The sequence below is a fragment of the Arthrobacter sp. 2YAF22_2 genome (assembly GCF_052114645.1).
In the GTDB taxonomy this organism is placed as follows: Bacteria; Actinomycetota; Actinomycetes; order Actinomycetales; family Micrococcaceae; genus Arthrobacter.
Genome location: NZ_JBFRFD010000034.1, coordinates 1 through 12,902 on the forward strand (window position 1 = coordinate 1; position 12,902 = coordinate 12,902).

At 66.7% G+C, this 12,902-nt stretch carries 11 protein-coding genes; 3 read left to right on the forward strand and 8 right to left on the reverse strand.

Features of this window, described 5'->3' with window-relative positions; genetic code table 11:
• On the forward strand, nt 1-1,065 hold a 1,065-nt coding region (locus AB4Y86_RS02850; protein ID WP_441399921.1), incomplete at its 5' end, for a cytochrome P450.
• 53 nt (nt 1,066-1,118) lie between these two features.
• Here AB4Y86_RS02850 and AB4Y86_RS02855 read toward each other — a convergent pair.
• The 3 genes from AB4Y86_RS02855 to AB4Y86_RS02865 form a co-directional block, all read right to left on the reverse strand.
• Complete coding sequence (locus AB4Y86_RS02855) at nt 1,119-1,415, reverse strand: hypothetical protein (protein ID WP_441399922.1); 297 nt, start codon at nt 1,413-1,415, stop codon at nt 1,119-1,121.
• 119 nt (nt 1,416-1,534) lie between these two features.
• Nucleotides 1,535-3,130 carry a S53 family peptidase gene (locus AB4Y86_RS02860; protein WP_441399923.1) on the reverse strand — a complete coding sequence of 532 codons (1,596 nt, stop codon included), beginning with the start codon at nt 3,128-3,130 and terminating at the stop codon, nt 1,535-1,537.
• Nucleotides 3,131-3,269: 139 nt separating this feature from the next.
• Entirely contained in the window at nt 3,270-4,526 is a 1,257-nt protein-coding gene (locus tag AB4Y86_RS02865; RefSeq protein ID WP_441399924.1) for a phospholipase D-like domain-containing protein, read from the reverse strand.
• Between AB4Y86_RS02865 and AB4Y86_RS02870 the strand changes: the two genes are divergently transcribed.
• Nucleotides 4,521-4,898, forward strand: coding sequence for a nuclear transport factor 2 family protein (locus AB4Y86_RS02870; protein WP_441399931.1), 378 nt, complete (start codon nt 4,521-4,523; stop codon nt 4,896-4,898). The two genes, AB4Y86_RS02865 and AB4Y86_RS02870, sit on opposite strands and share 6 nt — an antisense overlap.
• A 101-nt stretch (nt 4,899-4,999) precedes the next feature.
• Here the strand turns inward: AB4Y86_RS02870 and AB4Y86_RS02875 are convergent, their stop codons facing one another.
• The 5 genes from AB4Y86_RS02875 to AB4Y86_RS02895 all read right to left on the reverse strand — a co-directional run bounded on the left by AB4Y86_RS02875 (nt 5,000) and on the right by AB4Y86_RS02895 (nt 11,757).
• Nucleotides 5,000-6,556, reverse strand: a complete 1,557-nt coding sequence (locus tag AB4Y86_RS02875) for a long-chain-fatty-acid--CoA ligase (RefSeq protein WP_441399925.1) — start codon at nt 6,554-6,556, stop codon at nt 5,000-5,002.
• A gap of 23 nt (nt 6,557-6,579) precedes the next feature.
• On the reverse strand, nt 6,580-7,776 hold the full coding sequence (locus tag AB4Y86_RS02880) for an acetyl-CoA C-acetyltransferase (RefSeq protein ID WP_441399926.1): 1,197 nt from the start codon (nt 7,774-7,776) through the stop codon (nt 6,580-6,582).
• Nucleotides 7,777-7,811: 35 nt separating this feature from the next.
• Nucleotides 7,812-9,068, reverse strand: coding sequence for an acyl-CoA dehydrogenase family protein (locus AB4Y86_RS02885; RefSeq protein ID WP_441399927.1), 1,257 nt, complete (start codon nt 9,066-9,068; stop codon nt 7,812-7,814).
• A gap of 128 nt (nt 9,069-9,196) precedes the next feature.
• Nucleotides 9,197-9,934 carry a TetR/AcrR family transcriptional regulator gene (locus AB4Y86_RS02890; RefSeq protein ID WP_441399928.1) on the reverse strand — a complete coding sequence of 246 codons (738 nt, stop codon included), beginning with the start codon at nt 9,932-9,934 and terminating at the stop codon, nt 9,197-9,199.
• A gap of 83 nt (nt 9,935-10,017) precedes the next feature.
• Nucleotides 10,018-11,757, reverse strand: coding sequence for a CocE/NonD family hydrolase (locus AB4Y86_RS02895; RefSeq protein ID WP_441399929.1), 1,740 nt, complete (start codon nt 11,755-11,757; stop codon nt 10,018-10,020).
• A 155-nt stretch (nt 11,758-11,912) separates the two neighbouring features.
• On the opposite strand from AB4Y86_RS02895, the gene AB4Y86_RS02900 reads away from it, so the two are divergent.
• Entirely contained in the window at nt 11,913-12,854 is a 942-nt protein-coding gene (locus AB4Y86_RS02900) for an MBL fold metallo-hydrolase (RefSeq protein WP_441399930.1), read from the forward strand.
• The last annotated feature ends 48 nt before the right edge of the window (nt 12,855-12,902 follow it).

The following is a 12,902-nucleotide window of genomic DNA, read 5'->3' on the forward strand; positions in this document are numbered from 1 at the left end:
TACGACGACGTGCAGCGGGTACTTTCCGAGCACGCCACCTATTCGTCCCGGATGTCAGGCGGCAAACCTACCGGGACCGGCCAACTCTTCGCTGCCAGCCTAATCAACACCGATCCGCCGCGTCACCGCCAGCTCCGGTCCCTCGTCACGCAGGCCTTCACTCCCCGGGCGGTGGAAGCCCTCGCCCCGCGCATCTCCGAGATCACGGATGACCTGTTGGCCCCGGTCCTGTCGGTTGGGTCCATGGACCTGATTGAAGGACTGGCCTACCCCTTGCCGGTGATCGTCATTGCTGAACTGCTGGGAATCCCGGCAGCGGACCGGGACCGTTTCAAACAGTGGTCCGACTTCATCGTCAGCCAGACCAGGCCGACGTCGGACGAGTCCGGGCAGAGCGCGCCACCGGGCCGCGGCACTCCCGACGCGGAGATGGCTGAGTATTTCATGGGCATGATCGAAGCGCGTCGGCAGCGTCCCGGCGACGATCTCATCAGCAAGCTGCTGGCGGCGCAGATCGACGGCGAACACCTGAGCGCCGTCGAACTTCTCGGGTTCTGCGCGCTGCTGCTGGTCGCCGGCAACGAAACGACCACGAACCTGATCGGCAATGCGATCCTATGTTTCGCGGAAAATGAGGGAACCACCGAGCGGCTCAGCGCCGACCCGACGTTGCTGCCGCATGCGCTGGAGGAAGTCCTCCGCTACCGTTCGCCGGTGCAGTCCATGTACCGAATCGCTGCCGTCGACTCAACGTTGGGTGCCCACCAGATCCCCGCCGCTGCGCCCCTCGTTGCCTGGATCGGCTCGGCGAACCGCGACCCGCTGCAGTTCCCAAATCCGGACGCCTTCGACGTCGGACGGTCCCCGAACCGGCATCTCGCCTTCGGTCAGGGCATCCACTTCTGCCTGGGCGCACCGCTGGCCCGGCTGGAGGCCAGCATCGCGCTGCGGGCGGTCATTTCGCGGCTGCCCGGATTGGCGCTTGCCCCCGGCGCCCGGCTGGAGCGCATGGAAAGCTCCATAATTTACGGCCTCAAAGAGCTGCCCGTGATCTGGGCTGGCTGAACCTCGATATCGCGGTGCTGCCCGTGGCAGCTGGGGTCACGCGGCTGCTGTGGTCACGCGGCTGCGCCGGGCATGAAGTAATTGTGGGCGTCCAGATACGTCACTTTCGGTGGCTCCGGGAACCCTGCTTCGGCCGTGATGGGTCCGATCTGCTCCTTCGCAAAGGTGTCGAAGAGTTCCTTCGTTTGCCAGAGATCGGTGACGATGATCCCCGTGTCGGTGGCCGCCACCCAGTGTCCCAGCGAGCCGGCTGGGCCGGGCTTTTCCGGTGTCAGGCCCATCTTGCCGATAACTTGGTCGTATTGCTCCAAGGTGGCACCAGTGAATTCCATGATGATCGCGACAGCCATGTCCTTCTCCTTACGGCGGCAGGCCGCGAGGCAGCAGCCCGCAATTGGTGATACCGCACGGTCTACGCCCAACCAACAAGCACGTCAACTGGTCGCCGATGCAGGCCGGGATTGTTGGCTCAGCGGCCGGATTTGATCGCTGCGAGCAGGGCAGTGCCGTCCGGGCTGCCCAGACCGGTGCAGGGATCCCAGCCGGTGGCGGCTTGGTACGTGCCGTTGGTTCCGGTCGTCACGTCGTGGAACCCGGACGTCCGGCTATAGAGCAGCGGCTGGATTTGTCCGAACCGCCTTCCCGTTGCTTGGGCCAACAACGCGATCAGGGCTGCCCACAGGGGCGCGACAGCGCTGGTGCCGCCGATGACCATGTCCTTGCCGTCGACCCGGACCTTGTACCCGGTCTGCGGGTCGGCGACACCGCTGACGTCCGGTACCCCGCGGCCCTGCCCACCGGTCGGGGGCTTCGCTCCGGGCTTGTGGTGCCGTGCGTGGAAAGCCAGGCCGCTCTGCCAGTCCGGACCGGGGAACGTGTCGCTGTAGCCGCCTCCCGTGGCTGAGCGGGGTCCGTCGTTCCAGACAGTTTCCGCCCTGATCGTCCCGGTGGCCGGGTCGGCATCCAGACGGGTGCCGCCGCAGGCCAGCGCGTGCGGGCTCGACGCTGGGAAATCCGCGTGGTCTTTGCCGTCCGTGGCTCCGTCGGCGCTGCCGTTATCCCCGGCCGCAGCGGTGACGGTAACGCCAAGCGCCGAGGCGTCGGCGAGGGCCTGGTCAAATGCGTTGCGGGCCTGTGCCGTCCAGGCGTCCTCGCTTTGGCCCCAACTGATGCTGATGGACGTGGGCGGCGGGGCCGCGTGGGAGGCGTTGATGATCGCATCGAGGAACCCTGCGTCCGTGTTCGGAGCGAAGTAGACGAGAATGTCCGCCTTTGGTACCAGGGCGCCGACCACTTCGATGTCGAGAAGGACTTCGCCGTCGGCCCCGGACGGGTCCTGCCCCGGCTGGTTTGACGCGCCGTCGACCCCTACGGCGGTCACCTTCGGTCCGGCAAGCCCGAGGCCGCCGAAATACGCATCCAAATCGGCCTGACCGAATCCGCCGCCCAGTTCGATGATCGCCACGCTCTGACCGTTACCGTCCATGCCGTGCGGGAACTTGTAGATCGCGGCAAGTTCGGGCGGGGTGTAGCTGATGCCGGCCGTGGCGAGTGGAATCGCATGGAATTGCGCCCGCGCCTGGGGACGGTCGTCGAGGCCCAACACGGCCGTGACGATGCCGTCCAGATTTGCCGGAATCTGCAGGCCTCCGGTCCGTTGCCGGTGTCTGATGTCGTGGCCGTGAGGCCCGCTGCTGGTCACTTCTTCAAGATTTGTGCCAAAGATCCGGCTCAGCCGGTCGACGGTTCCGGCCAGCCGCAACCGGCGGGAGGCAGCGTCTGCGTCGAGCACGTCCGCGCCGAGTCGCGTGAAGGTATCGGTGGCAAGCAACAGGTCCTCGGCGGAGGCTCCGTGGCGTGCCTCCAGCTCCTCACGGGAGATCGGTTCGGCGGCCGTTTCCGGTAGCGGGGCCTGCCTGCGAAGGATCACCGTCACCTCGATCCTGCGGGACGGATCGACGGGCCCGTGGGTGGCCTGGACCTGTGGGGCCGCCGGGCGTTCCGAACCGAGGAGGGGGACACTGGGCTCGACGGGATCCGGCGTGATCTTGCTCTGCTTGGACATGACGTGGCTCCGTTCGTAGGACAGGCATCATTCAGTGCTCTCTTGTTGCCAGGGCAGTGTCGCTACGTCAGAGACATGTGCCCCACCGCCACGCTACCGCCGGCATGCCGCATCCCCAAAGCATGTGCCGGACCGGATATCAGAGGAAGGGGCGCAGTGGTACCAGGACGGCCTCGCTGAACCGGGCAAGCGGGGACCGGTGCTGCCACTCTTCCAAGGTCAGCACCCGGCAGTTCCGGCTGTCGACGTCGAATATTTGCTCCATGTCGGTGGCGAAATCTTCGTCATGGATTTCCAGATTGATCTCGTAATTGCCGGTCAGGCTCAGCCTGTCGATGTTGGCACTGCCCACGGTCGACCAGCTGCCGTCGATGGTGGCAGTCTTCGCGTGGATCATGGCATTGCGGTACAGCAGGATGGTCACCCCGTCTTGGAGCAGGGAGCGGTAGAACCCGCGTGAGAGCCAGTCCGAGAGGATGTGGTTTGAGTCCTCGGGGAGGATCAGCCGGACATCAACCCCGCGCCGGCTGGCAGCGAGCAGCGCCTTGAGGATCTGCTGGTCCGGGATGAAGTACGCCATGGTGACGAAGATGTGTGCCTGGGCGCGGTTGATCGCGTCGAGGTAGACCCCTCGGATCGGATAGACAAGATTCGCAGGAATGTTATTGACGGCGCGGATCCGGGGTTCCCAAACCTCCGGGGTCGTGTACGGGATTTCCGGAGTGGACCCTGCGGCGTTGTCGTTCCAGACGTTGGCGAACGCCTGGCGGAGATCCCACACGGACGGGCCGACCAGCCGAAGGTGTGTGTCTCTCCATTCGGTGGCATACAGGGAACCGATGTTGTAGCCGCCCACGAAACCGACATGGTCGTCGACGATGAGGAGCTTGCGATGATCCAGCCCCGTGCTGCGGAGGGTGTTGACGAGCACCGACGGACGGACCACGGGGAAGCGGTAGACATGGATATCCGGATGGAACGCGAAAAACGAGGACGGCACAACGAGGTTGGCGAACTCGTCGTAAATGACGAACACCTCGACGCCGCGGTCTGCGGCCTCGTTCACGGCGTCCCTGAACTGCTGCCCGGTGTCGTCGTCTTTCCAGATGAACGTCTCAATCAGGATGCGCTCTTTCGCGTCCCTGATCGCCTGGAGCATGTCCCGGTATAGGTCGGCTCCATAGGTGTACGTCGTGACGCGGGTATCAGCTACGGCCCGGTCGAAAATGCCGGGGTGCGGAAATCCCTTGCGCTTGCTCCGACCCCGCTTCTTGACCATGTCCAGAACGACGAGCCCCGCGATCACCGCTCCCTGGAGTCCCGCAAAGGCCACTATTGCGCGGCCCACCGTCTTGCGGGCGACTTTGACGACGGGCTCGGGGAGCAGTTCATCCATCCAGCGAGCCTAGCGCGTTACGAAGCGTTCACTGCGGGGGATATGGCTGCACTTGGCGAGCTTTTCGCGGAGGACGCTGTCTGGTACCCGGCCGGCAGCCGGGTGCTGGCCGGGACGAAGCCAGGACGAGATGCCGTCCTGGCCTATTTCGGCGACTGGGGAGCGCGCACCCAGGGCACCTTCCGGGCGACGGTCCAAGACGTCGTCGGCGGAGAGAACCACACCGTGGGGATCCATCAAAGCCATGCCGAAAGCAACGGAAAAACCTTGGACCTCGCAACTGTCATCGCTTTCGGGGTCCGTGACGGAAAGGTCGTAGAGGGCCGCGAGTTCTACGAGGACACCGCCAAGGCAGATGAGTTCTGGACGTAAGTTCGGCCACGGCTCCACAGCGGTGACCGCCCGCCCAACTAGCTGGCACTAGGTGTCGTTTTGAGTCCTCAAAACGACACCTAGTGCGAGTCAGTTGCGATTCAGCTGGACTCGGCGGCCAGGTTCCGCTTGAGGATTTTTCCGCTGGGACCCAGCGGGAGCTCCGTGAGCAGCCGGACCAAGCGCGGGTACTTGTACGCGGCGAGTTGCGCGCTGGCGAAGTCGATCAGCTCGGACTCGGTGGCCGTGGCGCCCGTGTCCAGCACGATCGCGGCGGCGATTTCCTGGCCATGGACATCGTGCGGCACGCCGTAGACGGCGGCGCTGACGACTTCCGGGTGGGTGAGGAGGATTTCCTCGACCTCGCGGGGATAGACGTTGTAGCCGTTGCGGATGATCATGTCCTTCTTGCGGTCCACGATGGTGAGGTAGCCGTCCTCGTCCTTCGTCCCGAGGTCCCCGCTGCGGAACCAGCCGTCGACGACCGCCTCCGCGGTGGCTTCCGGCCGGTTGAGGTAGCCCTTCATCAGCAGATGCCCGCGGATGACGAGTTCGCCCAGTTCACCCGCGGGCAGCAGTTCAATGGTTTCGACCGTTTCGGCGCGGGCGATTTCAATGTCGACGCCCCAGATGGGTACCCCGATGGTGCCGGGCCGGGGCGGTGTGCCGACGTGGTTGAAGGCCGCCACGGGCGACGTCTCGGTCAGGCCGTAGCCCTCGTGGATTTCCACGCCAAAGACGTCACGGAACCTGTCCATCACGGCCAGCGGGAGGGACGCCCCGCCGGAGATGCAGTAACGCAGTGCGGCCGGGCGGACGGCGACGGTCTTGGCCGCTTCAAGGAGCGCCACATACATGGTCGGCACGCCGATGAAGATGTTCACGTTGTGCCGGTCCAGCAGCTTCAGGGCACCCTCGCCGCTGAAGCGCGGCATCAGGACGACGGTGGCGCCCGCGCGCAGCCCGGTATTCAGAACCACCGTCTGGCCAAAAGTGTGGAACAGGGGCAGCCCGCCGAAGAGGACGTCGCCCGGTTTGAAGTCCATCACGCTGGTCAGCAGCACGCTGGTTTGTTCCACCAAAGCGAAATGGGTGCCGAGGGCTCCCTTCGGCTTTCCGGTGGTGCCGGAGGTGTACAGGATCGTGGCCGTGTCGGAGGGGCGGCAGGGGACGTAGCTCAGGATCGGCTCCGCGGCCGCGGCCTCGGCTTCGAGCCGGGGCAGCCCGTCGTCGTCGGGCGCCATCACCGTCAGCACGTCGACCCCGCTGGCGGCGGCGCCGGCAGCGCCCTCCTTCAGGAGCGGGGCCGCGCAAACCAACAGCCCGGCTCCGCTGTCGTGGAGTACGTACTCGATTTCACGGGCCTTGAGCAGGGCGTGGACCGGGACCACTATGGCTCCCAGGGACAGAACGGCGTAGTACACCCGGGCGAAGTCCGGAACGTTGGGAATCAGGACGGCGACGGCGTCGCCGGGGCCGACGCCGCGTGCCCGCAGCGCCCCGGCGTAGGCGCGCGTCTGGCGCCACAGCTCGCCGTAGCTGGTCTCGTCCTCGCCGACGATCAGGGCGATGCTGTCCGGTGTCCTGCGGGCGGACTCGGCCAGGATGGCTGCGACGGAGATGGTGGCAAAGCCGTCGCCGGAATGGGTGTTGGTCATGGCCTGCTTCTTCGTTGGGATGATCATGCTTTGAGGATGAGGGCGTCGCCCTGGCCGCCGCCGCCGCAGAGGGCAACGACGCCGGTGCCTCCGCCGCGGCGCTTCAGCGCCAGTGCCTGGTGCAGCACCAGGCGCGCGCCCGATGCGCCCACCGGGTGCCCGAGCGCGATGGCACCGCCGTCGGCGTTGACGACGTCGGTCTCGATGCCCAGGTCCTTGGCGGACTGGATGAGGACGGAGGCGAAGGCCTCGTTGATCTCCACGAGATCGAGCTCCTGCACGCTGAGCCCCTCCAGCTTCAGCGCCCGTTCGATGGCCCGGGCGGGCTGGGAGTGCAGGGAACCGTCCGGTCCGGCCGTCTGGCCGTGGGCGCCGATTTCGGCGATCCATTCCAACCCTGCGGCTTCGGCTGCCGCCTTGCTCGCGATCACCAGGGCTGCGGCGCCGTCGGAGAGGGGGGAGGCGGATCCTGCGGTGATGGTTGCCGCTTCGTCCTTGGAGAAGGCGGGCCGGAGGTACGCGAGGGATTCGGCGGTGGTCTCCGGGCGGATGCCCTCATCGTGCTCCAGGGTAACCGCGGGGCCCTTGCGCTGGGGCACCTGGATCGGTGCGATCTCCTCCGCCAGCACACCGGCGGCGCGGGCCGCTTCGGCGCGCTGGTGGGAAAGGGCCGCGACTGCGTCCTGCTCGGCGCGGGCGATGCCGCGCTCGGCATTGCCGGCGTCGGTGGCGGCGCCCATCAGCAGGCCGCTTACCGGGTCCTGCAGGCCGTCGTGGTTCAGCGAGTCAAGCATCGGMGCGTCGCCGATGACGACGCCGGCGCGGAGCCCGGGCACGAGGTGCGGGGCGTTGGTCATCGATTCCTGGCCGGCCGCGACGATGAAGTCAGCTTCCCCCGCACGGATCATCCGTGCGGCGTCGATGACGGCCGTGAGGCCGGAGAGGCAGAGCTTGTTGATGGTTACCGTTGGAACGTCCCAGCCGATACCGGCGGCGAGGCTGGCCTGCCGGGCGGGGCCCTGGCCCGCACCGGCCTGGATGACCTGACCGACGATGACGGCGCCGATTTGTTCCGGGGCGACGCCGGTCCGTTCCAGCGCGGCCCGGATCGCGTGGGCGCCCAGTTCGCTGGAAGAGAAGGGCGTGAGGCCGCCGCGGAACCGGCCGAAGGGGGTCCGGGCGCCGCCGAGGATGACGGGGATATTTTCGTTCTCGTTCATGAGAAGTCCTTTCGAAAGTGGCGGGTTGGCGCGGATCAGGAGAAGGCGGACGTGCCGGTGATGCCGCGGCCGATGATCAGGGCCTGCATGGTCTCGGTTCCTTCGTACGTGTGGATCGCCTCGATATCGGCGAGGTGCCGGGCAACACGGTTCGCCAGCAGGATGCCGTTGCCGCCGAGCAGGTCCCGGGCATTGGACGCGATGGTCCGGGCAATGCGGGTGCAGGTAAATTTCGCAAGCGAGGCCTGTTCCGGCGTGAGCGCGCCTTCCTCGTCGAGCCTCGTCATCTGAACCACCATCAGCTGCATCGTGGCGAGTTCGCTGAGCATCCGGGCCAGCCGTTCCTGCACGATCTGGGAGGCGGCGAGCGGCCGGCCGAACTGCCGGCGCTGCTTGGCGTACTGGACAGCGGTTTCGTAGCAGGCGGTCGCGTGGCCGACGGCGGACCAGGCGACGCCCAGCCGGGTGGCCAGCAGGACGCGCGCCGTGTCCTTGAAGGTCCGCGCCCCGTGGAGGACGTTCTCGTCCGGAACAAAGACGTTGTCCAGCCGGATGTGCGCCTGCCAGATGGCGCGCAGGGCCAGCTTGCCTTCGATCTTCGTGGCGGTATAGCCGGGGGTGTCCTGCGGGACCAGGAAACCGTGGACCTGGCCGTCCTCGCCCCGGGCCCACACCACGGTGACGCCGCCGACGGAGCCGTTGCCGATCCACTTCTTCTCGCCGTTGAGCAGGAAACCGCCTGCCGTTACGGTGGCGGTGGATTCCAGGGCAACCGCGTCGGAGCCGTGGGTGGGTTCCGTCAGCGCAAACGCGGCGTATTCCGCCCCGGCGGCGATGGCCGGTAGCCAGCGCTGCTGCTGCACGGCAGATCCGCATTCCGCGACGGAGCGCAGGGCCAGGCCGCCCTGGACCGCGATCATCGTCGCCACGGAACCGTCACCGCGGCTGATTTCCATGTTGACGAGTCCGGCAGCCATCCTGCTCATCGCAGGAAAGCCTTCGACCGGGACTCCGTCCCGCAGCAGGTCCAGTTCGCCGAGGCGCTTGAGCAGGTGCAGCGGGTAGTCGCCGCGTTCCCAGAAGCCGTCGATGACGGGAAGGACCTCGTCCTGGACGAAGCGCCGGGCGCGGTCCCAGTACGCCCGGTCTGCGGGGCCGACGCCGGCGAAGACCGACGCCGGGTCGGTGCCCAGCGCATCGGTGAGGACGTAGTCCGGTTCCACCGTGCCGGCAGGGAAGTCGCCCGCGGTAGCTGTGGCGGTGAGCCCGGAAACGGGCGACGTCGTCGTCATCTCTTCGTCCTTTAGTTCAGCGGCGGCCCCAGGCCGTCGTATCGCTGTGGCCCACGCCACGTCGACTAAGGATGCAATGAAACCCAGTGCCACGTCAAGAAACTCAGTGTCAGACCTGCAAGCGGCCGTCAGGAGAGGGCATCGCGGACTGCCTGCGCGATCGCCTCCTTGTCTGCGCCCGCGGTCAGGACGGTTACGACGACGGTTGGCGACTGCTGGGCGGCGAGGGTACCTAGCAGCACGGGCCGGAAGACGCCGGAGAGTGCATGCAGTTCATTCGCCAGCGCGGCCGCTCTCGCCCGGTCCGCAGCGTCGGTTTCGCCTGCACCAGCGGCGCCGCCCTCGGCGGCGCCGGTCTCAGGGGCGCCGCGGAGCCACTGCCGGAGGAAGGCGTTGTGTACGGCGACCACGGCCGCGGCAAAGGCAACGGCCGAGTGTTCGCGACGGCCGCCGTCAGGTAGTTGGGCCGTGAGGTGCTGCAAAAAGGCCCGCTCGTACCGGTGGGAGGTAACCAGCTCCCGGTCCCGGAGTGCGGGGACGGCCTGCATCAGTTCGTACCGTGCGCGCGATGTTTCGCGGTTCCGCAGGTGGTGGTCGAAAACCAGGAGTGCCGCGTGCTCAATGGCAGCCAGGGGCTCCTGGGTGGATTCTGCGAGCCGGTCGTTTACCTGGCTGAGGATCCGCTCGTGGTCGGCGAAGACCACGTCCTCCTTCGACCCGAACTTCCGGAAGAACGTGCTGCGGCTCATCCCCGCCGCCTCTGCCAGTTCCTCGACGGACGTTGCGTCGAAGCCTTGCCGTGCGAGCAGCCCGATGGCGGCGGCAACAGGCCCGTCGGCACGGCGGTTTGTCGGATGCGTGGTCATGCGCCGAAATCTAGCACAGGCATGGGGCCGCCCCGTTCCGGGAGCCTGCCGCGGGCCGTCAAGCGCCAGGTTCCCGGAGGGATTCAGCCAGCCTGATCCTGAGCGGCCTTGCTAGTCGTAAACGGCAGCACCAGCCTGGAGGGGTGGGTGGCGTCGCGGTAGATCTTGTGGGTGACGGGCCGGCCCACAGGCAGGTGGAAGGCGTCCGGCGGGAGCAGGGCGTTGTGCTCGTCGGCGAGCGGTTCGTTGTTGGACAGCTCGACGGTCAGCTTGTGGCCGGGCAGGAAGGTGTTCGCGAACGGGAAGAGCCGCAGCACGTACTCCTCGATCTTGCCCGGTTCGACCGGAACAGAACGGGTGTGCGGGTGGCGCGGGTTGCCCTCCGTGGTCCGCTCGTCGAGCTCACGGTGCGAGGCCTTGAGGTACCCGCTGGTGATGAGCTGGCGTTTGCCGTTCGGCGCGTAGTCCCAGAGCCGCAGGATGAAGTTGGTGTCCGGCTGGTCGATCTCCGCGAAGATATGGGCTGCGCCGGTGCCGATCATCTCGGTAGCCGTCTCGAACGGTGGCGTGGACCAGTTGATGATTTCGACCTGGTCCGTGACCGTCAGCGGCGCCTGGTAGAAGCCGTCCGGGGCGGCATACGCTGTGTCCATTAGTTCAGGCTCGGTGGACAGTGCGCGGCGCGGCCGCAGGTACAGGGGCTTGTACTCCACGTCCTTCGGCGGCCACGCCTCGGCAGTGACAACCTCGCGGGAGCCCTCCACGAAGACACTGACCGCGGGTTCGTCCATCACGCCGTTGTGGATGCCCTTGATCCAGTAGTCGTACCACCGGAACATCTTGTCGTGTTCCTCGATGAAGGGACGCGACTGCATGGGCGGATAGGGGCCGATGTCCAGCTTCTTGGGACCCTTGAGCTCGTTGAAGAGGTCAATCGTGCCGTCCAGGGTCCAGCCGCGGCCTTGGTCCAGCTGCAGCCACACAGGGATATCGATGTTCGGGGCCAGTGTGATGGGGTTACGTTCTTCGTACCAGTCACCGTCGAGCTCGTTCATGACGATGTCGAACCAGGCCTCGTGGTTTTTCGGGTAGTTCAACACGTGGACCAGGTTCGGCCACGCGGCGACGTCGGGGTCCTCGAGGCGCTTGGCAACGAGGTCTTTCAGTTCCGCGGGGGAGTACTTCTCGATCATGCGGGACTTGACGCCGTCGGTGAACGCCCAGCCGGAGTCGCCGCCCCGGCCCTCGCGCGCCGCCCGCGGCATGAACCACATGACGCCGCCGTGGTAGGTGGTCTCGTAGAAGTCGTAGTGTCCGCCGGAAACGAAGATCGCCTTCAGGTGCGGCGGCCGCTCTGCCGCGGCCAGCACCTGCATGGATCCGAAGTAGGAGATGCCCACCATGCCGACGTTACCGTCGCACCAGGGCTGCTCGGCGACCCACTCGATGAAGTCGTACGCGTCCTGGCCCAGCGACACACCGCCGGCGTTGTAGTTGCCGATGTGTTCGCCGCCGGAATGTCCGGAGCCGCGCAGGTCCCCGATGACGTGGACGTAGTCCTCCTTGACGATGCGGGCGATGTCGCCGGCCTCGATGCAGCCGTCCCACATCGGGCTGGGGCGCCGCTGCGGCGGCGTGGTTAGGGCGAGGGCCTGCAGCTCCTTGCCGTAGGGGCTCAACGCTACGAGGGCGGGGCGCGGCTTGTCGTCGATGCCTTGGTAGGCATCGGCGGCGAGTTCGACGCCGTCGCGCATCGGGACCCGGAGGTCCTTGCGGATGGCAATCTTCTCACCGCCGGCGTTCCAGGTCGTGAAATCAGTCATGGGTGCGAAACTCCTCGTCAGCGTTCGAGTGCCGGTGCAATAGCCGGCAGACAGGCTCTCCAGAGCGTGACGTAATCATATTATTATAATAAAGTCGCTGTTAGCAAGACCACATCCACGTTGCCATCCCCACCCTTCGCTGAAAGGCTCAATCCATGACGCAAGAAGTGAAAGTCCACCCTCTGGTGTCGCCGTGGGGCCGTTTCGGCCTCTACAGCTTCTTCATTGACGCTCCCGAGCCGGCCATTGTCGACACCGGGATCAGTTCCTCGCCCGCAGAGGGCATGCTCCCGGCACTTCAGAAGCTTGGCCGCCGGATCGAAGACGTGCGCTGGATCCTGCTGACCCATGGCCACATCGACCACCTCGGCGGGGCGCACGCGCTCTGGGAGCTGACTGGGCGGCGTGCCAAAGTGGTGATCCATGAGGCCGACGCGCCGCTGCTGCGGTCCCGGCAGGCGCACGTCGACCAGTACGTCGACGTGCGCCAGCAGTACATCGACAACCCGAACGCCGTCGTCGAGCAAACCCAAGCAGCGAACCAGGTCATCTCCGGTGAAATGGAACCGACCCTGCTCGTGACGGGCGGCGAGACCCTGTCCCTGGGCGGCGGCGCCACCGTGTCCGTGCACCACATCCCGGGCCACACGGCGGGGTCCGTGGCCTACGTCGTGGACGGCCAGCGCTCGGTTTTCGTCGGTGACGCTGTCCAGATCCACGGCGCCGCCAACGGCTTCCCCGGCTACGAGGATCCGGCCGCCTACCGGGCCAGCCTGACCTACCTGCGGGACGAGGTCCGTCCGGAGCACCTGTATCTGGGCCACCCGTACCGCAATGCGGACGGTGTTCCGTATGGCGTCGAGCTGGACCGTGAGGCGGCCAGGGCCGCCTTGCAGGGAAGCCTGGACCTCGAGGCCAGGATCGACGCCGCGGCCGGCCGCTACCTGAGCGGCGGCCTGCAGGAGACGGACTCGGTGTACTCACCGTTTGCCCCGGTGGCCGAGGAGCTCCGCTACACCGGCGACCCCACGCTCGAGCCCTCACCGTTCTTCACCACCATGCACGGCTACCGCCGGCAGTTCGACGGCGGCCGCTGAGCCTCCCAGCACCGGCAAAAGGGGCGGCACACATCAAACGATGTGTGC

What these genes read in the sequence shown, in the direction of transcription:
- AB4Y86_RS02855 (WP_441399922.1), bottom strand. Translation starts at nt 1,415, where the DNA reads ATGGCTGTCGCGATCATCATGGAATTCACTGGTGCCACCTTGGAGCAA.
- AB4Y86_RS02860 (WP_441399923.1), bottom strand. Translation starts at nt 3,130, where the DNA reads ATGTCCAAGCAGAGCAAGATCACGCCGGATCCCGTCGAGCCCAGTGTC.
- AB4Y86_RS02865 (WP_441399924.1), bottom strand. Translation starts at nt 4,526, where the DNA reads ATGGATGAACTGCTCCCCGAGCCCGTCGTCAAAGTCGCCCGCAAGACG.
- AB4Y86_RS02875 (WP_441399925.1), bottom strand. Translation starts at nt 6,556, where the DNA reads ATGACCAACACCCATTCCGGCGACGGCTTTGCCACCATCTCCGTCGCA.
- AB4Y86_RS02885 (WP_441399927.1), bottom strand. Translation starts at nt 9,068, where the DNA reads ATGACGACGACGTCGCCCGTTTCCGGGCTCACCGCCACAGCTACCGCG.
- AB4Y86_RS02890 (WP_441399928.1), bottom strand. Translation starts at nt 9,934, where the DNA reads ATGACCACGCATCCGACAAACCGCCGTGCCGACGGGCCTGTTGCCGCC.
- AB4Y86_RS02895 (WP_441399929.1), bottom strand. Translation starts at nt 11,757, where the DNA reads ATGACTGATTTCACGACCTGGAACGCCGGCGGTGAGAAGATTGCCATC.
- AB4Y86_RS02900 (WP_441399930.1), top strand. Translation starts at nt 11,913, where the DNA reads ATGACGCAAGAAGTGAAAGTCCACCCTCTGGTGTCGCCGTGGGGCCGT.